This is a genomic window from Butyrivibrio sp. WCE2006, assembly GCF_000701985.1.
Lineage (GTDB): Bacteria > Bacillota > Clostridia > Lachnospirales > Lachnospiraceae > Butyrivibrio.
Map to the genome: position 1 here is coordinate 39,172 of NZ_JNKH01000008.1, position 22,867 is coordinate 62,038.

18 protein-coding genes, 1 tRNA gene and 1 other annotated feature are annotated in these 22,867 nt (G+C 38.5%); of the genes, 10 read left to right on the plus strand and 9 right to left on the minus strand.

Annotated features, from left to right (window positions below; translation table 11 throughout):
* Window positions 1-40 precede the first annotated feature (40 nt).
* Window positions 41-1,264, plus strand: a complete 1,224-nt coding sequence (locus T501_RS07440) for a sensor histidine kinase (RefSeq protein ID WP_207641184.1) — start codon at window positions 41-43, stop codon at window positions 1,262-1,264.
* 183 nt (window positions 1,265-1,447) lie between these two features.
* Complete coding sequence (locus T501_RS20105) at window positions 1,448-2,068, plus strand: nucleoside 2-deoxyribosyltransferase (RefSeq protein WP_050008188.1); 621 nt, start codon at window positions 1,448-1,450, stop codon at window positions 2,066-2,068.
* Window positions 2,069-2,206: 138 nt separating this feature from the next.
* Here T501_RS20105 and T501_RS07450 read toward each other — a convergent pair whose 3' ends face one another.
* The 3 genes from T501_RS07450 to T501_RS07460 all read right to left on the minus strand — a co-directional run bounded on the left by T501_RS07450 (window position 2,207) and on the right by T501_RS07460 (window position 3,984).
* Window positions 2,207-2,980: a hypothetical protein gene (locus T501_RS07450; RefSeq protein WP_044914087.1), complete on the minus strand. Its 774-nt coding sequence runs from the start codon at window positions 2,978-2,980 to the stop codon at window positions 2,207-2,209.
* A gap of 20 nt (window positions 2,981-3,000) precedes the next feature.
* Window positions 3,001-3,495 (minus strand): RNA polymerase sigma factor, encoded by a 495-nt coding sequence (locus T501_RS07455; RefSeq protein WP_044914088.1) that lies wholly within the window; start codon window positions 3,493-3,495, stop codon window positions 3,001-3,003.
* 416 nt (window positions 3,496-3,911) lie between these two features.
* Window positions 3,912-3,984: transfer RNA gene (locus T501_RS07460), tRNA-Gly, on the minus strand.
* Window positions 3,985-4,237: 253 nt separating this feature from the next.
* Here T501_RS07460 and T501_RS07465 point away from each other — a divergent pair.
* The 3 genes from T501_RS07465 to T501_RS07475 all read left to right on the plus strand — a co-directional run bounded on the left by T501_RS07465 (window position 4,238) and on the right by T501_RS07475 (window position 5,980).
* A complete protein-coding gene (locus tag T501_RS07465; RefSeq protein ID WP_044914089.1) occupies window positions 4,238-4,762 on the plus strand; it encodes a hypothetical protein in 525 nt (174 codons plus the stop codon).
* Window positions 4,763-4,772: 10 nt separating this feature from the next.
* Window positions 4,773-4,964, plus strand: a complete 192-nt coding sequence (locus T501_RS07470; RefSeq protein ID WP_044914091.1) for a helix-turn-helix transcriptional regulator — start codon at window positions 4,773-4,775, stop codon at window positions 4,962-4,964.
* Window positions 4,965-5,074: 110 nt separating this feature from the next.
* Entirely contained in the window at window positions 5,075-5,980 is a 906-nt protein-coding gene (locus T501_RS07475) for a tRNA modification radical SAM protein MnmL/YtqA (RefSeq protein ID WP_044914092.1), read from the plus strand.
* Window positions 5,981-6,008: 28 nt separating this feature from the next.
* Here T501_RS07475 and T501_RS07480 read toward each other — a convergent pair whose 3' ends face one another.
* Window positions 6,009-6,827 (minus strand): TrmH family RNA methyltransferase, encoded by an 819-nt coding sequence (locus T501_RS07480; protein WP_044914093.1) that lies wholly within the window; start codon window positions 6,825-6,827, stop codon window positions 6,009-6,011.
* 137 nt (window positions 6,828-6,964) lie between these two features.
* Here T501_RS07480 and T501_RS07485 point away from each other — a divergent pair, with 137 nt between their 5' ends.
* The 4 genes from T501_RS07485 to T501_RS07500 all read left to right on the plus strand — a co-directional run bounded on the left by T501_RS07485 (window position 6,965) and on the right by T501_RS07500 (window position 14,104).
* Window positions 6,965-7,891: a phosphatase PAP2 family protein gene (locus T501_RS07485; RefSeq protein ID WP_044914094.1), complete on the plus strand. Its 927-nt coding sequence runs from the start codon at window positions 6,965-6,967 to the stop codon at window positions 7,889-7,891.
* A gap of 128 nt (window positions 7,892-8,019) precedes the next feature.
* Window positions 8,020-8,267, plus strand: a binding site (T-box leader).
* A 39-nt stretch (window positions 8,268-8,306) separates the two neighbouring features.
* Window positions 8,307-11,498 carry an isoleucine--tRNA ligase gene (gene ileS / locus T501_RS07490; protein ID WP_044914096.1) on the plus strand — a complete coding sequence of 1,064 codons (3,192 nt, stop codon included), beginning with the start codon at window positions 8,307-8,309 and terminating at the stop codon, window positions 11,496-11,498.
* A gap of 182 nt (window positions 11,499-11,680) precedes the next feature.
* Window positions 11,681-13,174, plus strand: a complete 1,494-nt coding sequence (locus T501_RS07495; RefSeq protein ID WP_044914097.1) for a glucosyltransferase domain-containing protein — start codon at window positions 11,681-11,683, stop codon at window positions 13,172-13,174.
* A gap of 180 nt (window positions 13,175-13,354) precedes the next feature.
* Window positions 13,355-14,104, plus strand: a complete 750-nt coding sequence (locus T501_RS07500; protein WP_044914099.1) for an SGNH/GDSL hydrolase family protein — start codon at window positions 13,355-13,357, stop codon at window positions 14,102-14,104.
* 69 nt (window positions 14,105-14,173) lie between these two features.
* Here the strand turns inward: T501_RS07500 and deoC are convergent, their stop codons facing one another.
* The 5 genes from deoC to T501_RS07525 form a co-directional block, all read right to left on the minus strand.
* Entirely contained in the window at window positions 14,174-14,833 is a 660-nt protein-coding gene (gene deoC / locus T501_RS07505; protein ID WP_044914100.1) for a deoxyribose-phosphate aldolase, read from the minus strand.
* 17 nt (window positions 14,834-14,850) lie between these two features.
* The gene (locus tag T501_RS07510) at window positions 14,851-15,795 is read right to left on the minus strand and encodes an ABC transporter permease (protein ID WP_026510933.1); all 945 of its coding nucleotides are present in this window, start codon (window positions 15,793-15,795) and stop codon (window positions 14,851-14,853) included.
* A gap of 2 nt (window positions 15,796-15,797) precedes the next feature.
* The gene (locus tag T501_RS07515; protein ID WP_044914102.1) at window positions 15,798-16,958 is read right to left on the minus strand and encodes an ABC transporter permease; all 1,161 of its coding nucleotides are present in this window, start codon (window positions 16,956-16,958) and stop codon (window positions 15,798-15,800) included.
* 2 nt (window positions 16,959-16,960) lie between these two features.
* Complete coding sequence (locus tag T501_RS07520) at window positions 16,961-18,496, minus strand: ABC transporter ATP-binding protein (protein ID WP_026510935.1); 1,536 nt, start codon at window positions 18,494-18,496, stop codon at window positions 16,961-16,963.
* Between the two features lie 246 nt (window positions 18,497-18,742).
* Complete coding sequence (locus T501_RS07525) at window positions 18,743-19,990, minus strand: BMP family lipoprotein (protein WP_081843078.1); 1,248 nt, start codon at window positions 19,988-19,990, stop codon at window positions 18,743-18,745.
* A gap of 279 nt (window positions 19,991-20,269) precedes the next feature.
* Here T501_RS07525 and T501_RS07530 point away from each other — a divergent pair, with 279 nt between their 5' ends.
* Window positions 20,270-22,750, plus strand: coding sequence for a glycogen/starch/alpha-glucan phosphorylase (locus T501_RS07530; RefSeq protein WP_044914104.1), 2,481 nt, complete (start codon window positions 20,270-20,272; stop codon window positions 22,748-22,750).
* Window positions 22,751-22,867: the final 117 nt, after the last annotated feature.

Here is a 22,867-nt window from a genome sequence, read left to right on the forward strand (position 1 = left end):
ACTTTTTACTATAGGCTTATTTACATTTTATAATCGCTTGTTGAGGATAAAAGATTATATATTATTCTTTGGTTTATTATTTTCTATAACGTTTATTAGAGCTTTCTTTGATATTCGGCCTGTAATAATTATCTTCATTGTAGCTCCTTCAATCTTTTTAAGATGGATTACCGGCAGGAAAGAGTCTTCAACTTTATTTTTTATTCTATATATCATCATTGGACTTTCGGTTTTATTGTCGTCTGCTATCGCTGACCCATATGCAAGGCATACATCCGATCATTCAACTCTTGAACTTACAAGTGCTATACAACTCATTGTAACTGCAGCAATATTATATGTGCCTATAATCCTGGTTCTTAAGCATTTATACCAAAAATATCTTGTGGTAATTTTTGACCAAATAAATGAGAAGCTATTTCTTTTCATCACACTTTTATTGGCGTTTTGTGCTTTTTTCATATATGGAGTTATGACTTTAGCTGCGGGGATAGATGAAGATCGCTATTATCCGCTTGTGGGTCTGATCACGCTATATATGGTTCTGACAATTGTTTCTGTCACAATAATTCTTGTCTCAACTAAGAAAAATTTCGAGCAGCTGCAAAAAATCAAGGATTTTAATACGCTTAAAGAATACACTGACACTCTGGAGGCAACCTATAATAACCTGCGTTCATTCAAGCACGACTATGTAAATATTTTATCTACGTTAGCAGTTTTTATAGATGAAAAAAGATATGACGAACTTGATACTTTTTTCCATCAGAATATAATGCCGCTTTCCAGGGATTTTACGCAAAACAATGCATCACTTGCCAATCTTTCCCGGATAAAAAATCTGGAACTTAAGAGTATTTTTTATTCCAAGCTGCTTTTGGCTACCAGCAAAAACATAGAAATAACCGTTGATATCCCGGACGAAATTGAAAAGCCCAATATAGATGCGATGGATTTATCGAGAATACTTGGAATATACCTTGATAATGCAATTGAAGCAGCTTTAGAAACTGACCACCCTGCTTTGAATGTGCATTCCTGCTCAATAGACAATGGTATCCTTTTTATGATATCTAATTCGTTTATTGATCATGGAATATCTGTTTCTCAGATGTATAAAAAGGGCATTTCTTCAAAAGGCGAAGATCGTGGGCTTGGTCTGTACAACGTAGCCACAATTCTTGCTAAATACGATAATACTTTTACCGAGACCTCTATGGAGAATGGCTTGTTTATTCAAAAGTTACAGATTTTTTCAAAATAAATCAATAGCATAATGCTGCTTGATTACGCTGTTTTCCATAACCTTTCCATCGCTCAGATGGTCTTATCCCATTTGCGTTCCTCAACACGAAGCAGAATTTATTCCATCCTTTTTAATTCTTTTTTTACAAAACAAATAAACGAAAAATGATAAAATAAATGTGAGATAAAAGGGGGTGCGTTTATGAGTTTAATAAGAGTGAAAAATACTTTTAGGAGATATAACAGATTATTAGCACTTGCTTTGACCGTAATCATGCTGGCGGCAACGACCGGCTGTGGGCAGCATGCACAAAAGGAGGGTAATACCAATAATGGCGGAGCTGTGGTACATGCACAGGCTGATGTGTCCACGACGGGCAAAAGAATATATTTTGCAGCGCCGCTTTTTAGTGAAGCAGAGCGAGAGTATAACCTCAAAATAGCAACAATCCTTGAAAATCACGGTTATGATGTGTTCCTTCCGCAACGGGATGGTTTTCTTGCTTCTGAACTTGAGGGAAAGACAGAAGCAGAGAAGATAGAGAAAATTTTTGCTAAGGACAGAGAGGAAATTCTGAAGTCAGATATACTATTTTTTGTGATGGATGGCAGAGTACCTGACGAAGGTGCGTGTGTTGAACTGGGCATAGGTTATGCCAGTGGGAAAAGATGCTACGGCTTTAAGTCCGATGCAAGAAGCCTTGAACTTGACATGGATTTAAATCCAATGATCGCCGGGTGCTTCACAAAAACATTCTACAATCTGGATGGCGAAGAACTCATAAAATCTTTAGAGGAGTATTTGAAGGATAATGAGCTTTAATTTGCACGCACTTTTTTAGGCCATTTAGTATCAGTGTAATCCTTAAAATAATTAAAAATGGTAATATTTCGTAGACACCAATATTGTCAATTGAAAAGACGGCATATAATCACAATTGTGATTGTATGCCGCCTAAACTTATTCTGCGTTTATTATCTCTTCAGCAATTTCATATAATTCATCAGAAGGAATCGCACCTTCAGTATAAACAATATCATAATATACCCCATCTAAGGTCCATGTTAGATTTGTAACAGTTGTCTCTGATACTTTCTGGCTCCCCACTGATATTTGGAGGCTGCCTTCATCCATACGTATTTTATCTTCATCAGTAAGTTCATAATCGCTGGGAACCCACTTATATTGTGTCAGTTTATAGTACACATCAACGCCATCAATATTTCTGCATTCAATATAATCCATCTTACCGTCGGATGCATAGATGCTACTTTCCATATACAGACCTATAGGCTTTGAAAGTCCTTCCTTTTCATAAGAAATGCTTATCCCTTTGTATTTGGTAGCTTCATTATTGTCATCATAGCTTGTTATGTTATTTATGGACATTGACCTGAATGTATATCCGCTTTCATAGGCATCCAACGCTTTTACATCTATTCCGGCTTCTTCTTCAAGCTTTGCCAGATCTGAAAAATTTCTATATTGATCACGTATAGAATGACTAACAATTCCACCAGCCATTTTATAGGCAAATCCTAAGATTCCAAAAACTGCAACGCATGCAGCAGCTATTATCGCTATTTTCTTTACTCCCATTCTTTTTTTCATCGTGCCTTCCTTTCTAATCGGACTAATTTTCGTTAAGTCTGATATCATCTTTTCCTTTTTATAATCAGAAAGTTTAATAAGGCGCATGGATTCAATATATTCTTTGTTTCTGTATTCGCTCATTTCGGTTTCTCCTTGTCTGCCTATCCGTTTATACTACTCGACATTCCAAAATCATTCATGATGGAGAGTTTGAGTTTCTTTCTTCCTCTTGATAGGTACATATTTATAGAAGATTCTTTTTTTCCAAGCAGGTCTGCTATTTCCTTTGCCGAATATCCCTCATAGTAAAAAAGATAGATACTAATGCGATAGTTTCTGGGCAGTTTCATGACCTTTTCAGTTATACCAAGGTCTGGTGAAGCAGCAGCTTTTATGTCATCTGCTTCCTCCAACACTGTAGTCTTTTTGAAAAACGAACTCTTCAATTCATTTTTGCACATGTTAATAGTGGTTCTGATAACCCATGCTTTTTCATGTTGGGGGCTGGCAAAATGCGGACTCGATGTAATGTATTTAACTAAAACTGCCTGGCATATGTCCTCTGCATCTACAGTACTTTTAAGGTAGTTGGTGCCAATGCGCATAATCATATCTGTATAGCTCTCCACCAACCGTCTTGCTTCTTTCTCCTCCATGAATACACTCACTTTCTGATATCTTTTAGAAGGCCTTCTAAATATAATACAATTCAAGATGCCAAAACCTAACACACTATTTACAAAAAAGCCGGAAGTTTTGGTTAATTCCAATTATTACTGTTGTAGTTGTTCTTTATTTTTCTTCTCGTCCTTCTGCTGAATGTATGCTGCAAGACATGTAGATATTTTTAAAAATGTCTCTGTCATGTTGTACTTCCTTATAAAAAAATGACCCGACGTGGTCCAGATGACGAAGCGTATTGAGAATTAGACAAGTAATTTATCAAATTGTCATTCAGACAAGACACTAGTACCATTCACACGTATACACACACCAAAATCGTCGATTTTGGACAAATAAAAAAACTCCGAAATGCTCATCAATACAAGGCATTTCGGAATTTAACTGTTAGAGCGATAGACGGGGCTCGAACCCGCGGTCTCCACCTTGGCAAGGTGGCGCTTTACCAACTAAGCTACTATCGCAAAGTTATAAATTATTTAACAACGCAATAAATATATTACACAAAGATATATTTATTGTCAACAAGAATTTTATCAAAATTTATAAAGTCGATATGTAAAATATACCATACAAAAATCTATAGAATTATGTCAAATATACTTGACATAATTCATATTCGATTCTATTATAAAATCAACAGATATAATGATGCCATAAGGACGGGGGAAATGGAGAGGTAACCGGCGGTAACTTATAGATAAGGAGGGAACTATTATGTCAACATCATCAGTTATGAATGTTTTAGTTATGATATTATTCATTGCCATATTTGTTTTTATGGCAAAAAAGAGTAGTAGTGAACAGCATTATGATGAAATGCAGGAGTTGTACAGGCTTAGAGGGGACAGGTATGGGTTCTATTCAATTATATTATTATTGTCTGCATGGTTTGCAATAGATGCCTTAGATATTCCTTTGCCCTTTTCACCGGATACTTCTTCCATTGTTATACTGGTTATTTATGTAGGACTTATTGTAGATACATTTTACGCAGTTTTACATGATTCATATTTCGACTTGTCAAATGAGAATCGCTGGAAGAGATTTTGCTTAACATGGGGCGTATTAGGAACTATATATCTGCTGACCGGAGTATATCGTGTTATTGATGATCTTAAAGCCTTAGAGGAAGGAATCAAAGTATTTGAGGGCGCACTTTTCTACATTCTGATGGGAATATATTTTGCAGGTCTTTCGCTTTTAATTTTTATAAGAAGAAATATTGCAAGTAAGGAATGAGGTGGACATTATGAAAAATCTGAGAATGAAGTCCGCCCGTGCAGCAAAAGATTTGTCACAGGAGGATCTGGCAAAGCTTTGTGATGTATCACGCCAAACTATCAGTGCTATAGAGAAGGGGAATTATAATCCCACAATTAATTTATGTATTGCTATTTGCAAGGCACTGGACAAGACATTGGATGAACTATTTTGGAATTAAGTGTAATCTAAAGCAAATATATTGTGAAATGAGTTATCGTAACGGCATTAGGTTTTGCCTGATGCCGTTTACAGCGCCGGATTAGGCTTGCTTATTTGAAAGGTATTTACATGGCAATAAGGCTATCGGAGTATTTGAAAAAAGAATATGGTGAGAAGGTTTACCGGCTATCTTTATCTTCCGGGTGTACATGCCCTAACAGAGATGGAAGTGTGAGGCTTCCTGATGGAACTCCGATTACAGGGGGGTGTACTTTTTGCTCAGAGGGAGGATCCGGAGAATTTGCCGCAGATATCGCTCCGATAGATGTTCAGATAGAGGATGCCAAAAGGCGGATACAGGGCAAAACTGATGCAAAACGGTTTATTGCCTATTTTCAGTCTTATACAAATACATATGGTGATATAGATAGATTAAAAAAACTCTATCTTGAGGCGATAAAAAGAGATGATATCGCTATTCTTTCACTGGGGACAAGGCCTGACTGTCTAAGTGATGAAGCAGTGGAAATGATAAAGGAGCTTCGGGCAATAAAGCCTGTATGGATTGAACTTGGTTTGCAGACAATTCATGAAAAAACGGCACTGAATTTTCACAGAGGTTATGCTCTTGATGTTTTTGAGGAAGCATACAGTAAGCTGAAGGCGATAGGGGTAGATGTAATTGTCCATGTGATTTTTGGCCTTCCGCATGAATCAAGGGAGGATATGCTTCTTACTATAGATTATCTGTCAAAGCTTGAGCCTCCGCTTGATGGAATAAAGCTTCAGAATCTACAGATTTTGAGAGGGACTAAGATGTATGAAGAATATGAAAGAAATAAATTTCATATTCTTAGTCTTGAAGAGTATTCCGATCTTTTGGTGGAGAGCCTTCGTATTCTTCCGGAGAGTATTGTTGTGCACAGGTTGACCGGAGATGGACCAAGGAAGCTTTTGGTAGAACCACTTTGGAGCCTGAACAAAAAGAATGTCCTGAATACAATAAACAGAAAAACAGAAGGCTATTTTGTTTGAGTACTTAGCGAGTTTTTTTCAGTTAAATCTAATGTGAGATGGCGTAGAATGCTACAGCGCTGGCAGCAGCTACGTTAAGAGAATCCACGTCATGAGACATGGGGATTTTTACGCAAAAATCACAGCTGTCAATTGTTTCTGCCAAGAGACCGTCACCTTCTGCTCCAAGATAAATTGCAATTTTGTCGGATGAAGAAATTTCCGGATCATCTATGGATCTTGAATCGTCTCTAAGAGCCATGGCTACGGTAGAAAATCCCATATCTTTGAGCAAATCAGTGCCTGAGTTTTTGGGAAGGAATGTCCAGGAAATTTGAAAAATATTTCCCATACTAACGCGTATTGCTCTTCTATAGAGCGGATCAGTGCATCCATGAGAAAAAAGTACGGCATCTATCGAAAGTGCAGCAGCGCTTCTGACTATTGCACCAACATTTGTTGGATTGGTAACATTTTCCAAAACAGCAATTCTTTTTGCATTTGCACATATATCAGATACTGAAGGCAGAGGCTTTCTTTTCATCGCACAGAGTACGCCACGTGTCAGATGGAAACCTGTGATTGATGTCAGAAGGTTGTCATCTGCTGAAAACACCGGAACTTCTTCTGGAAAAGAGTCAAATTTCGCAAGTAATTCAGCAGCTTCGCCTTTTATCTGGCTATTCTCTATAAGTAGAGAAATAGGTTCATATCCGGCATTTAATGCTCTTTCTATTACTTTTGGACTCTCGGCTATGAAAATTCCGGGTTCTGGCTCATTTATACGGTAAAGCTGTACTTCTGACTGCTCATTATATATAGAAAGCTCAGCAGTGTCTAAGGAATCAGTATTTCTTATATGTATCATATCTTTTCTCCAATAGTATTGATTTAAAAAGTATAACATAATTGTTTCTGACAGGTTATCAGGTAGGTTGCAACATGGTAAAACATGGGAGTATTTGCTAAAATAAATAGACTTACATGTATTCTAAGGGGGATGTTATGGGGAATGCTTTTTATTTTGAATTCGAGCCACATTTAATGATCTGGTTACAAAATATGCTTGGAGAAAAAGGGGCGCTGGCTATTTCACATCTATCCGCTTTAGGCGAAGAGGCAGTAGCTATTGTGATAATAGGCTTTCTTTATTGGTGCTATGACAAGCAGTTTGGAATTTATATAGCTACTAATGTGATAACAGGAGTTGTGTTTAACGGCTTTATTAAGAATATCGCATTAAGGCTGCGACCATATATAGTTCACAAAGAGATCGTATGCTACAGACCGCAGGATAAAAGTGCTGATATTTACGATGTTGCAGCACAGGGGTATTCTTTTCCCAGTGCACATTCGATGAATTCGACGATTATATATGGTTCACTTGCAAGATATACAAAAGGCCGGATTTTTACGATTTTAGCATTTCTTCTTCCGTTTCTTATTGGTATCTCAAGGATTGTGGTAGGTGTTCATTATCCTTCAGATGTTATGTTTGGATGGGGAGTGGGAGCAATTTTAGTTTTTCTTCTTCCATTTATATATGAAAAGGCCGGTGAGGAGAAAAGGACACTCGTTAATTTTATTATTTTCGTAGTGTTTGCAACCGGATTTTTCTTTTGTAAAACTACCGATTATTATACAGGAATGGGGTTGATGGCAGGTTTTTTCCCAGCGATAGAGTTTGAAAAGCGATATGTAAAATTTGAAGGGACAAAAAAGCCACTGAGTATAATCATGAGATTCGCAGGCGGCTTCTTAATATATCTGGTTTTAAATATGCTGCTTAAGCTGCCGTTTTCAAAAGAATTTCTTGAATCATACACCATGGGTGCCTTTGTGGTAAGATTTTTAAGGTATGCAATAATAATTTTTGTGATGTTTGGAGTGTATCCTCTGGCTTTTAAACTGGTGAATAAAAAGAAAGCATAATTATAGGTTATTATGGCTCATTCCTTCTGTTTTCAAATCGTACATTGTATAGAACTGAGATATTAAAAATTATGGTAACCTATTGACTTTTTATATTTGTGTGAATAAAATTATTTTTAAATTGCATAATAAAAGCTATGACGAAGACAGTATGTATTTTTGGAACGCTACAGAGAGCCTGTGTGTGGTGCGAACAGGTGCAAGTACAGAACACAGAAAATCACTTCTGAGCTGCATGACTGAAAGATGTATGTCGATTGAATTTGGCAGATAAGTAAGTTGTGTCGGAATCTCCCCGTAATGGAGAAACATATAAAACCTGAAAAGGGGAGTATGTGTAAACAGGTGGTATAGCGAGTTGTGGCTCGTCCTTTTTACAAAGGACGGGCTTTTATTTTTCCTGAAAGGAGTAATTATGTATAAGAAGGTTGATACAGACATGAATTTTGTCGCTCGTGAAAAAGAAGTCGAGAAATTCTGGAAAGATCAGGATATCTTTCAGAAGAGTGTAGACACCAGAAGCAAGGGCGATATGTATATGTTCTATGATGGACCGCCAACAGCTAACGGAAAGCCTCATATCGGACATGTGCTTACACGTGCCATAAAGGATATGATTCCGAGATATCGCACTATGAAAGGTTACACAGTTCCACGTAAAGCCGGATGGGATACTCATGGTCTTCCTGTAGAGCTTGAAGTTGAGAAACTTCTTGGTCTTGATGGCAAGGAGCAGATCGAAGAATACGGTATGGAGCCCTTCATTAAAAAATGTAAGGAATCTGTATGGAAATATAAAGGAATGTGGGAGGATTTTTCAGGCACAGTTGGTTTCTGGGCAGATATGGATCATCCTTACATTACATATGATGATAATTTCATAGAGTCAGAATGGTGGGCTCTTAATGAAATCTGGAAGAAGGGTCTTCTTTATAAGGGATTCAAGGTAGTTCCTTATTGTCCTCGTTGTGGCACACCTCTTTCATCTCATGAAGTCGCACAGGGTTATAAGACACTTAAGGAGCGCACAGCGGTTGTAAGGTTCAAGGTTAAGGGTGAGGATGCATATTTCCTTGCATGGACAACAACTCCCTGGACACTTCCTTCTAACATCGGACTTTGTGTGAATCCCGATGAAAAGTATATTAAAGTTAAGGCAGCTGATGGATATACATATTATCTTGCAGAGGCACTTGCTGATACAGTTCTTGGCGGACTTGCTAAGGAAGAGGGAGAAAAGCCCTACGAAGTACTTGAGTCCTATGTTGGAACAGATCTTGAATACAAAGAGTATGAGCCTCTTTACCAGTGTGCAGCTGATGAGACTGAGAAGCAGCATAAAAAGGCATTCTTTATCTATTGTGATAACTACGTAACCATGTCAGATGGTACAGGTATCGTACATATTGCTCCTGCATTTGGTGAAGATGATGCCCGTGTTGGAAGAAAATATGATGCTCCTCTTGTACAGATGGTTGATGGTGAAGGCAGACTTAAGCCTGAGACTCCGTTTGCAGGAATGCGTTGCAAACCTACACAGAAGGAGATGGACGAAGGTGCTATAAGTGCGGATCCCGAAGTACTTAAGGATCTGGATTCAAGACAGCTCCTTTTCTCAGCTCCTAAGATGGAGCATGATTATCCTCACTGCTGGAGATGTGGAACACCGCTTCTTTACTATGCACGTTCTTCATGGTTCATCAAGGTAACAGAAGTTAAGGATGATCTTATAAGAAATAACAAGGAGATCAACTGGGTTCCTGAATCAATTGGTAAGGGACGTTTCGGTGACTGGCTTGAGAACATTCAGGATTGGGGAATTTCCCGTGACAGATATTGGGGAACACCTCTTAATATTTGGGAATGTGATGACTGTGGACATCAGCTTTCCGTAGGATCAAGAAAAGAGCTGGCTGAGCTTTCAGGAGATCCTTCAGCAGAGACCTGTGAGCTTCACAGACCTTATATTGATAAGTATGAGATCACATGTCCTAAGTGTGGCAAGAAGATGCACAGAGTTAAGGAAGTTATCGACTGCTGGTTCGATTCAGGAGCAATGCCTTTTGCACAGCTCCACTATCCTTTTGAGAATAAGGAGCTTTTTGAGAAGCAGTTCCCTGCTCAGTTTATTTCAGAGGCTGTGGATCAGACCAGAGGATGGTTCTACTCACTTCATGCTGAAGCAACACTTCTTTTCAACAAGCCTGCATTTAAAAATGTTATAGTTCTTGGACTTGTGCAGGATGAAAACGGACAGAAGATGAGTAAGTCAAAGGGTAATGCGGTTGATCCTTTCGAAGCTCTTGAGAAATACGGAGCAGATGCTATCAGATGGTATTTCTATACAAACAGTGCTCCCTGGCTTCCTTCAAGATTTGCAGGAAAGACAGTACAGGAAGGACAGAGAAAATTCCTTGGAACTCTTTGGAATACCTATGCATTCTTCGTGCTTTATGCAAATATTGATGGTTTTGATGCTTCCAAGTATACCCTTGAAAAGGATAAGCTTACTGTAATGGATAAGTGGATTCTTTCCAAGATGAATACCATGATCGGTGAAGTGGATAAGAACCTTGAGAACTACAGAATACCTGAAGCAGGAAAGGCACTGGATGCTTTTGTTGATGATCTTTCTAACTGGTATGTAAGAAGAAGCCGTGAGCGTTTCTGGGCTAAAGGAATGGAGCAGGATAAGATTTCTGCATATATGACACTTTACACAGCTCTTGTAAATGTATGTAAGGCAGCAGCTCCCATGGTTCCTTTCATGACAGAGTCTATCTATCAGAATCTTGTCAGAACCAGTGATGCATCAGCACCGGAGTCAATTCACCTTTGTGATTTCCCTGCTGTTGATGAGAGCTTTATTGATAAGGATCTTGAGGAGAACATGGATGAGGTACTTCAGATAGTTGTGCTTGGTCGTGCATGCCGTAACGCAGCTGCAATCAAGAATCGTCAGCCTATCGGACAGATGTACGTTAAAGCTGAAAAGTCTGTATCTGAGTTCTATCAGGAGATAATTGAGGAAGAGCTTAATGTTAAGAAGGTTATCTTTGCAGATGATGTAAGAGACTTCACAACATATACCTTTAAGCCCCAGCTCAAGACAGTAGGACCTAAGTATGGTAAAGTACTCGGCGGAATAAAAGAATACTTAGGCAGTCTCGATGGAAATAATGCTATGGATGAGCTCAAGGCTAATGGAGCACTCAAGTTCGAAGTTAATGGCGTAGCGGTAGAGCTTACGGAGGATGATCTTCTTATCGATATGGCTCAGAAGGAAGGCTTTGAGAGCACAGAGGATCATGGAATTACAGTAGTTCTTGATACAAATCTGTCTGAGGAACTCTTAAACGAAGGCTTCATGTATGAAGTTATCAGTAAGGTTCAGACAATGCGTAAGGATTCCGGATTTGAAGTAATGGATCACATCAAGTTATCAATAAATGGTAACGACAAGATTGCAGCTATCGTAAAAGATAATGCTGAATCCATTTCAACAAAGGTACTTGCTACTGAAATTGTTTATGACAGTGATGTTGCAAATGCCAAGGAATGGGATATCAACGGCGAAAAAGTTACAATCGGTGTTGAAAAACTTTAATTAATACAAATGATCTCTTTTTGTATGAAACAAATGTTAAGTACAGGAAGGGATCATTTGTTATTTATACAGATATTGTGTTACAAAATATTATGAAGCATGTTCTTAAGAAAACCGTAAATAGTGTTTTCATTTTACAATCAGGTACATGGTAAACAGTTTTGTTCGCAATGGGAGGATTTATGGATTTTATAAAAGCAGTTAAAAATTCCAGAGTTGGTATTATATGCTCATATTTATTAGTGCTGATTTATTTTGGAATAGACAGAACAATAGAATATGCAACAGATTCTTATGCAGCTCTCATGATGGATGATAACTGGAAAGTGAAGATATATGACAATGGAAGAGTTCTTCAGGGAGCACTGTATTATCTGATTGAGCAATTACATTTGTCCTCAGGAATAAAGTATCAGATATCCTATTTATCTGCATTTTTATTTTTGGGATTTTCAATTTTCCTCCTTTCACGTGTCATTAACAGATACTTTGAGAATGACATTCTTTCTGTTGTCACAGCGTTTGTGACTATTGTAAATCCGTTCTTTGTGGAGTTTTTTCTGTTTATTGAAAAAGGAATGTTCTGTTTTGTCATTTTATTGAATGTATATGCTTTGTATTTGACAGAAAGGATCTTTCGTGGGGACAGGGATGATTCGGAAGGTCTTTTAACCGGAAGAAATGCTGGTCGGTCGGTGCTGGTTCTTATATCATTGCTGATATCGGTTTTAATGTATCAGACACTGATAGCCTTATATGTGGTGCTTTGTCTGGCCTTTATTGCTCTTAATACAAAAGAATTCATTAAAAAGAACATATATGTTGCATGTATGTATCTGATCCCGATGATGATCGCATTCCTGTTGGCTAAATTCGTTTTTCCGGTAGAGCGATTATCTCAAAGAGGTAGTTTATCAGAGTCATTTTCAGCCTTTTTCAGATCAATTAAAAGTGTAAGTACTGAAAAGTTTTCATATCTGGGAGGAGGCTCCTTTAGCACCTGGCTGATGATACTTGCGGTGATCATTGTGCTTTTTCTTGTCTACGAAAGAAGAGACTTTATAAGGCACTTTTTACTTATTACATATGAGACGATTGGCTGTATTGTAATGAGTTTTGCCATAGTATTCCTTAATGACTCTGAAATATCACCAAGGGTTGTTTATACTTATGCATCACTGTTTGGTATCATCATTATCTATGTTATTGCAGAGTTAAAGAAGGGTGAGCGACAAGACAGACTGAATTATGCGATTAAAGTTTTTTCATTTGCTTTAATAGGGATAATCTGCATATCAGAATACACTATTTTCCATAAGTGTTTTATTGAGAGATATAGATGCAATCAGGCAGATTTGTATCTGTGCAATATAATAGGCGAGAAAATTAAAGAGTACGAAACAGCGACGGGAAGTACTGTAGATACTTTATGTTATTACAGCGATATGGCAAGGACCTGGCAGGATACAGGCTTTGAAAAAACCGAAAGCAGTACAAGAGCCCAGGCTACCGGCTGGAGCAGGACATATTCTTTGAACTATTATCTTGGAACTGATTACACAGAAGGAGAACCAAAGTCGGAGCTGACGGATTATTTTGGTAGCTTAAATTGGGATACTTATTCAGATGAACAGCTGATATTTGATGGCAATACTCTTCATATATGTATATATTAAGAAATTGGATAAAACATAAACTCAATATTTATTTTTGTTCAAAAAGATTTTATTATCTTTTATTGATACTTAAGGGTATGTAAAGTATATCTTCACTTTTATCCTATACACTTTTATTAGAGTAATTATTCATAGCAAATGGTTTATTTGCGGTTTTCTAAGTGGTGGGAGAGAAGATATATGAGTAAGAGCAGTTCTATTTCAAAGATCAGGGAAAAAGTATCTATTTTTTTATCTATTATTATGCTTGCAAGCTCTTTCGTTGTACTAGATGCAGATTTTGCGCTTGTTTCAAAAGCAGCACATTCTGATAAGTATTGTGAAACTTGTATAGATGATAGTGTCAGGGTATTGTTCATTGGAGATTCAAGAACAGTGGACATGTTTAGTGCCAAAAAGAGTGAGATCAAAGGTAAAGTATATAACAATATTACTGTTTATGCTAAAGACGGTGCTACATATGGATATATGAAATCCACATTGAAAAAAGTTAATCTGAATAATTTTGATGTAGTAGTATCCTGGATGGGTGCCAATGATCATGGCGATTTCTCAAAGTATTCTTCATATTATAAAAAGCTGAACAAGAAGAAAGATCTGCATTTGGTTCTATGTACCATTGGTTACTCTGATAACAGCAAGCTTGGAGATCTTGGAGACTGTCTCTATTATAATGATGGAATCATGCAGAGATTTAACCAGGGACTTAATAAATGGGCAAAGAAGAATGATGTTGAAACCATAAATCTGTATTCTTATACTAAGAAGCATATAGCTGCCAGAGATAATAATGGTGTTCACTATGTTCCAAATCCGACAGTAAGACTCTGGAATTATACTGTGAATCAGATAATTAAAAAGGTTGATGAATTCGGTCTTGTAGAAGAGTCTGATAAAGACAGTACAGAGGCAATTAGTGTTATTCGGTAATTAACTATTTTTTTCCAGTAATTTAAAAGCTGATGGATGAAGTAATGATCATCCATCAGCTTTATGTTTTTAAAGAAGGTTTTCTTCTTTGACTATTTTTACGATACGGCTTGTTCCGAGTCTGTCAGCGCCAAGCTCCATGAATTTTTCAGCATCTGCAATGCTTCCGATTCCGCCGGCTGCTTTCATTTTAACATCGGGACCGATGTGCTTTGCAAATAATGCGATGTCATCAAAAGTAGCACCTGCAGTAGAGAAACCAGTGGATGTTTTGATGTAGTCAGCTTTTGCTTCTGTAACAAGCTCACACATCTTAATCTTCTCTTCGTCAGTAAGTAGGCAGGTTTCAATGATTACCTTTAGGATTTTGTCGCCGCATGCAGCTTTGATCTCTTTTATCTCATTGAGTACATAGTCATAGTTCTTAGCTCTTAACTCACCGATATTGATTACCATATCAATTTCATCAGCTCCGTTTTCTAAAGCGTCCTTTGTCTCGAATACTTTGGTAGCTGTTGTCATGTTTCCATTGGGGAAACCTATAACTGTGCAAAGCTGAACCTTATTACCAACATATTCCTTAGCTCTCTTTATATAGCATGGAGGAATACAAATAGAAGCTGTGTTGTATTTAATAGCATCATCAGCAATCTCTTTTATCTGATCCCAGGTTGCCTCCTGCTTTAAAAGTGTGTGATCGCAATGATTGAGAATTTCTTTAATATCCATAATTATATCCTTTCAAATTATCTTTGTCCCTTATCATAAGGAATTCCTTCTGCCTTGGGTGCTCTGGAATTCTTGGAAGTAAATGCAAGTACAAGGAGTGAAATCACATAAGGCATGATGTTGTATACAGTTCCGGATATGGGCAGAGCATGTAAGAAATCAATACCCATATATACGTTAGAAAGTGATCTGAATACTGCAAAAAGTACTGCAGACCAGGCAATTCTTTCAGGTTTCCACTGACCAAAGATCATAACTGCCAGTGAGAGGAAACCTGCACCTGCAACACCATAGTCGAAATGCCATGTTGAGTTTGCTGCAGCAATGTAAATTATTCCACCAATACCAGCTAAAAATCCTGAGATCAGTACGCCGGAATATCTCATTGCATATACACTGATACCAACAGACTCAGCAGCCTGAGGATGCTCACCGCAGGCGCGCAGACGAAGAGCAAACTTGGTTTTATAGAACATTACGATAGAGATTATCAGTAATAATGCGGCTACTATAATAAACCAGCTGAGCTGAATGCCAAAAGCGTTGAAGACAAAAGCATCATGACCTTTGACATAATCAAGTTTTGCTGAGAAATCAGTGCCATTTGAGCGTGCTGTGTTAAATGCTTTTACAATAACTGTAGCTGCTGCAGTTGCAAGCATGTTAAGAGCGGTTCCAATAAGTGTCTGATCCGCATTAAAATGAATACAAGCGACTGCAATCAGTAGGGATGAAACCATTCCGGCTGCGGCAGCAGCAAGCAATGTCAGGAAGATAACAGTTATTTTTGAAGCATCTGCAGGAAGTAGTACCATTACCATAGCGCCTGACATGGCTCCAAATACCATTATACCTTCAAGTCCCAGATTGATGATTCCGCTTCGTTCGGAAAACATACCTCCAAGTGCAACAAGTATTAATACAGCGGAGAAAATTAGTGTGTACTGAATAAGTAATCCCATACTCACACCTCCTTCTTGTCAGCTGTATTGTCAGCTGCATCAGTTTTTTTGTCAGGTGTGGGTGATGGTGCTGTACCCAGCTTGCTTACCGGCTTTGACATTATTGTCTTGAAGAAAAGAACAAAACCGCAAAGGTAAATGATGATAGCGATCATCAGATCCGCAACCTGAGGATTATAGTAGTTAGTGTTGAGATACTGACCACCAAGTGTTATGTATTCTACAAAGAAGCCTGCAAATATTGAACCAATAGGGTTAAGTCCTCCAAGGAATGCAACAGCTATTCCTGAGAAGCCCATGCCGGGTACTGAGGAAGCAATCTTGTAATGCTCAATTCCTGTCAGATAGTACAGACCAGCTGCAAGACCGGCGATTGCACCGGAAATTACAAGACTGAGTATGATATTTCTTTTTGCATTCATTCCTGCGTATTTAGCAGCATCCTTGCTGTGACCGGTTGCTTTTAATTCATAACCAAAAGTTGTTTTGTTAAGAACAAAAAGAATACATATGGCAACTATAACTGTCAGCGGAACGGCAATAGTAACATATTTATTCTGACCAAAAAAGTCTGCAAGAAATGCCGGAAGTATACCGGAAGGATTTTTACCTGCTATGTCATAGGTTTCAGACTTTGTGGTATTCATGCAAATCTTATTACCAAGTACAATGTTACAGATGTAGAGCGAAATCCAGTTAAGCATGATACCTGCAATAACTTCATTAACATTGCAATATGCTTTAAAGAATCCGCAGATTGCACCCCATACAGCACCTGCCACAATAGCTGATAAGAGGCAGAAAAACCAGTTCCAATGAAGGGCGAGGGCAGTATATAGACTTGCAATGATGCCTACTGTATACTGACCGGCACAACCAATGTTGAAAAGACCGGTTTTATATGCAAAGAGGATGGCTTCTGCACAAAGTATTACGGGAACTGACTTTACAAGTGTAGATCCGAAGTAATACATCAGATTAGTTTTATTATTTGCATATTTGAAAAAGTTTTTGAGGATAGCAAACATTCCTTCAGTCGCATGTTCCGGATTCATCAGTAAAAGAATGATAAAACCAAGAATTATTCCAAAAACTGCGCAGAGAATAGAAGCTAAAAGTGTTTGAAATCCGGGATTTTGAAAAAGACTTTTTTTCTCCTTCACAATTATGCCTCCTTTCTCGTATCGCGTTTAGCGCCGGACATATATAGTCCAAGTTCCTGAAGGGTAGTAGTTTTGGGATCAACTTCACCGACAATTTCACCCTCATACATTACAAGAATTCTGTCGGAGAGGTTCATTACCTCATCGAGTTCCAATGAAACAAGCAGGATAGCGTTTCCTGCGTCACGTTCCTTAACGATTGCTTCATGGATATTCTCTATGGCACCTACATCAAGACCTCTGGTTGGCTGAACAGCAATCAGAAGCTTGTGATCTCTGTCCATTTCTCTGGCAGCAATAGCTTTTTGCTGATTACCACCGGACATTGCGCGAACTATTGTGGTAGCCCCCTGACCTGAGCGGACATCAAAGGCAGCAGCAAGTTTGTCTGAGTATTTTCTCATTTCACCCTTTTTCAAAATTCCATTCTTTGAAAACTGAGGCTCAAAGTATCTTTGGAGTATCATGTTCTCCTCAAGGGTGTAATCAAGTACCAGGCCGTGTTTATGTCTGTCTTCAGGAATATGGCTCATGCCATGTGTGCTCTTATATCGTATGGACTTCTTGGTTATATCTTCGCCGCAAAGAGATATTTTGCCGCTCTCGATATCATCAAGACCTGTCAGAGCTCCTACAAATTCTGTCTGACCATTTCCGTCGATACCTGCTATACATACGATCTCGCCGGCACGTACATTGAATGAAACATTGTGGACAGAATCGTTGTTGTGAAGTTTGCTCTTTACACAAACATTTTCAACCTTAAGGATTTCTTCTTTTGGCTGTGCAGGTGCTTTATCAACAGCAAATTTTACGTTACGGCCTACCATCATGGAAGAAAGCTCTTCTTTTGTAGTGTTCTTTACATCTACTGTTCCGATATATTTGCCCTTTCTGAGAATTGAGCATCTGTCAGCGACAGCCATAATCTCATTAAGCTTGTGTGTGATGAAAAGAATGGATTTACCCTCTGCTGCGAGCTCTTTCATGATTTTCATGAGCTCGTCGATCTCCTGAGGAGTTAAAACAGCAGTTGGCTCATCAAAGATAAGGATTTCATTTTCTCTGTAGAGCATCTTGAGAATCTCAACTCGCTGTTGCATTCCAACAGTGATATCCTCAATCAAAGCATCGGGATCAACCTTGAGATTGTATTTGTTTGACAGATCCAATACCTTTTTTCTGGCAGCTGCCTTTGTAAGAAAGCCAAATTTATTTGGCTCTGAACCCAAAATGATATTGTCAAGTACAGAAAAGATATCAACCAACATAAAGTGCTGGTGAACCATTCCTATACCAAGTGCGGTCGCATCATTTGGATTGCTGATTTTTACTTCTTTGCCATCCTTTTTTATTACACCCTTTTCAGGTGTATAGTGACCAAAAAGTACACTCATAAGAGTGGATTTCCCTGCGCCGTTCTCTCCAAGCAGTGCATGGATTTCGCCGCGTTTCAATTGCAACGTAATATCGTCATTTGCAATTATGCCGGGGAATTCTTTAGTGATATGCAACATTTCAATTACATAATCTTCCATAGTGGCACACCTTTCTGTTAAAGTAATTAATTTACAGTCTTATAATACCATAAAACACGCTTAAGTAGTACATTTAGGTTGCTATGACTTCATGGCCGAAACTATATTTTACTGCAAGTTTTTTTAAAAATTTAATACTGCTTATAGAAAAAAAGAAGCTGACGTATTTTCGTACGTCAGCTCCAAAAATAATAGTCGGTTATTTTATAAGATGGAATCTCTAAGAAAATTAAGAAATTCTATATATTAGTGGATGTTATCAAACTCAGTAACCTTGATATCTGTTGCAGGCATAGTCTCGATATCGCTTGAAACAGTGATATCACCAGCATACATAGAAGCAACAAGTGTCTTATAATCATCAACTGTGAAGTTTGTCATTGACCATGTCTCTGTAGGAAGCTGTACATAGTTAACAGAAACATCATCACCTGAGATAAGACCAAGGTTCTCAATCTTACCAGCGTGCTTAGACCAGTCACCAGCAAAGAGATCTGTAAGTGTAGAATTAACTGTTGCACCAAGACCCTTCATAGCTGATGTTACGCAGAGGCCTTTAACGCCGTACTGGCTTTCGATTGTACCTGACTGATCAACGTCAACACCAACAACCTTGCCGTTGACGCCTTCCTTGATAGCAGCCTCGCAAGCAGATGAGAAGATACCGCCACCGCAAGCGAATACGATTTCTGTACCACCCTGATACCATGTATCCATTGTAGCTGTGATGGATTCGTCACCGTAGAACTGACCACCATATACATAGTTAACTTCTACTTCATCAGCGTTGCCAAGATCCTTAGCAGCATCGTTAGCACCCTGTACGAAACCAAAACCATAACGGATAACAGCGGGAACAGCCATTCCGCCAAGGAAGCCAAGCTTCTTGTAGCCTTCCTTAACTACAGCATAACCAGCCATGTAGCCTGCGAGCTCTTCCTGATATGTGAATGAGCAAACGTTCTCAGGAAGTGAAGGCATTCCAGCGTCTGTGAAATCGAACTCTGAGCAGTCAAGAGCGATAATTGTTACATCAGGGTTAGCTTCTGCAACGTTAGCAATCATGCCAGCGAAAAGATAGCCGGGAACGATGATTACATTGTAGCCATCAGCTACAGCGTTGTTGAAAGCTGCGATACGAGCTTCATCAGAATCTTCTGTGGGCTTGTAGTACTGATAATCAACACCATTAGCTTCTGCAAATGCCTTTGAAGCTTCATATGTTGTCTGGTTGAAAGACATATCTGTGATGTCTCCTGAGTCTGTGATCATTGCGATTTTCTTGTCAGATGTGTCAGCAGTCTCAGCAGTTTCTTCAGTAGCGTCAGCAGCTTCTGTAGATTCTTCCTCAGCAGCTGCCTCTGTTGTCTCTTCTGTAGATGTCTCTTCTACAGCGGTTTCAGCTGTATCGGTTGTAGTGGAAGCAGATCCGCCACAAGCAACAAGGCTGAAAGTAAGTGATGCTGTAAGCACCATTGCAAGTAACTTCTTCATAATGTTTTTCTCCCTTTCTTTAAATAAAAACTAAACATTAGAATCATTGTATGCAAGAAAACATACAATCCTAAATTACATTATAATCATATATTATATTTTTCACAAGTTGCACTATGATTTTTTGTACTATCTGCCTTACACTGTAAGCATGATAATGCAAAAGATAATTAGTTATATATGAGCAATATATTCAGGAAAATGTAAAAACAACTACACCAGTGAGCGATATTACGTTATAATGTCAATGTATTGTTCTTTTCTTAGAGGAGGGAAATGATGAAGAAAAAACCATTAGCATTCGACAAAGAATTATTCAAGAGAAGCGTTTTATATAATGTAAAAACGTTGTATCGTAAAACTATCGAAGAGGCTTCACCGCAGGAAATTTTCCAGGCATCTGCCTATGCAATTAAAGATGCGATTGTTGATCATTGGATGACAACCCAGAAGGCGGCAAACGAACAGGATCCAAAGATTGTTTACTATATGTCAATGGAATTTTTGATGGGACGCGCACTTGGTAATAACCTCATCAATTTGCAGGCATACAAACCGGTTAAGGAAGCCCTTGATGAGCTGGGGGTTGATATTAATGTTATTGAAGATCAGGAACCTGATCCGGCACTTGGCAATGGCGGTCTTGGCAGACTTGCAGCATGCTTCCTGGATTCCCTTGCTTCACTGGGATATATGGCTTATGGCTGTGGAATACGTTATAAATATGGAATGTTTAAACAGAAGATCATAGATGGATATCAGGTAGAAGCGCCTGATAACTGGCTTGAAAATGGTAATCCGTTTGAACTGAGAAGACCTGAATATGCCAAGGAAGTAAAATTTGGCGGATATGTAAATGTTTTCGTTGATGACAGGGGCAGAAATGTATTCAGGCAGGAAGGTTATCAGTCAGTACGTGCGATTCCTTACGATCTTCCTATAGTTGGTTATGGCAATGGTGTGGTTGATACCTTGAGAATATGGGATGCTGAGCCAATCAACTGCTTCGAGCTTGATTCCTTTGACAAGGGCGATTATCAGAAAGCGGTTGAGCAGGAAAATCTTGCCAGTCAGCTTTGCGAGGTTCTTTACCCCAATGACAATCATATAGCCGGAAAAGAACTGAGACTTAAGCAGCAGTATTTCTTTATTTCTGCATCAGTTCAGACTGCACTTAAGAGATATTTGAGACGCCATGATGATATCAGCAAGTTCTATGAAAAAGCAGTTTTCCAGTTAAATGATACTCACCCGACTGTGGCAGTTGCAGAGCTTATGAGACTTCTTATGGATGAGTATTTCCTTTCATGGGATACAGCATGGGACGTTACAATGAAAACCTGCTGCTACACTAACCACACTATTATGGCTGAGGCATTGGAGAAATGGCCGATAGACCTTTTCCAGAGACTGCTTCCAAGAATTTATCAGATTGTTGATGAGATAAACAGAAGATTTGTGGATCAGATCATGAGACAGTATTCAAATCTTCCAAGCATCGATGTGCAGGGTAAGATTAGAAGTATGGCCATTTTGTATGATAATCAGGTAAAGATGGCTCACCTTGCCATTGTGGGCGGACACTCGGTAAATGGTGTTGCAAGACTCCATACAGAAATCCTGAAAAAGAGAGAACTTAAGGATTTCTATGAGATGTATCCCGAAAAGTTCAATAATAAGACAAACGGTATTACCCAGAGACGTTTCCTTATGCATGCAAATCCTCTCCTTGCGGATTGGGTTACTGAGAAAATAGGTGAAAACTGGATTACAGATTTATCACTTATTGAGGGGCTTAAGGATATTGCAAATGATAAAAAAGCCCAGAAGGAATTCATGGAGATCAAGCATGCCAATAAGATACGTCTGGCTAAATATATTAAGGAGCACAACGGTATAGATGTTGACCCCAATTCTATATTCGATGTGCAGGTTAAGAGACTTCATGAGTATAAGCGCCAGCTTCTTAATATACTTCATGTTATGTATGTGTATGATACGCTTAAAAAACATCCTGATATGGATTACACTCCAAAGACATATATATTTGGAGCCAAGGCAGCAGCCGGGTATCAGACTGCGAAGCTCACGATCAAGCTTATAAATTCTGTTGCAGATGTAATTAATAACGATCCTTCAATAAATGGCAAGCTGAAAGTTGTATTTATAGAGGATTACAGAGTATCAAATGCTGAACTGATATTTGCTGCAGCTGATATTTCAGAGCAGATTTCTACCGCAAGTAAGGAAGCTTCCGGCACAGGTAACATGAAGATGATGTTAAATGGCGCCATTACACTTGGAACGCTTGATGGAGCAAATGTAGAGATGCTTGAGGAGGTTGGAGATGAGAACATGTTTATCTTCGGTCTCACATCAGAAGAAGTAATTGCATTTGAAAAGAATGGAGGATACAATCCCGGAGAGATTTATGAAAGAGATCCAAATGTTAAGAAGACATTGGATCATTTGGTTGACGGTACGTTCTCAAATGATAGAGAACTTTTCAGACCTTTGTTTAACTCACTTCTGAACACCTATAATTCAAACAAGGCTGATCAGTACTTTATCCTCAAGGATTTCGAGTCATATATCGAAGCCCAGAGAGCAATTTCTGAAGCTTACAGAGATACGAAAAAATGGGCTAAGATGGCAATACTTAATACTGCATCATGTGGAAAATTCTCTTCTGACAGAACAATTCAGGAGTATGTTGATGAAATCTGGCACATTGATAAGCTTGATTTATCAAAGAGCTGAAACAAAGGGTAAAATAAGCCGGTTGGTTATCCAGCCGGCTTAATTCTTTTTAGAGTACCTGGTAAGGCTGTTCACACCTTACGGTGCTCACAGCTTTATGAACAGAAACCATGACAC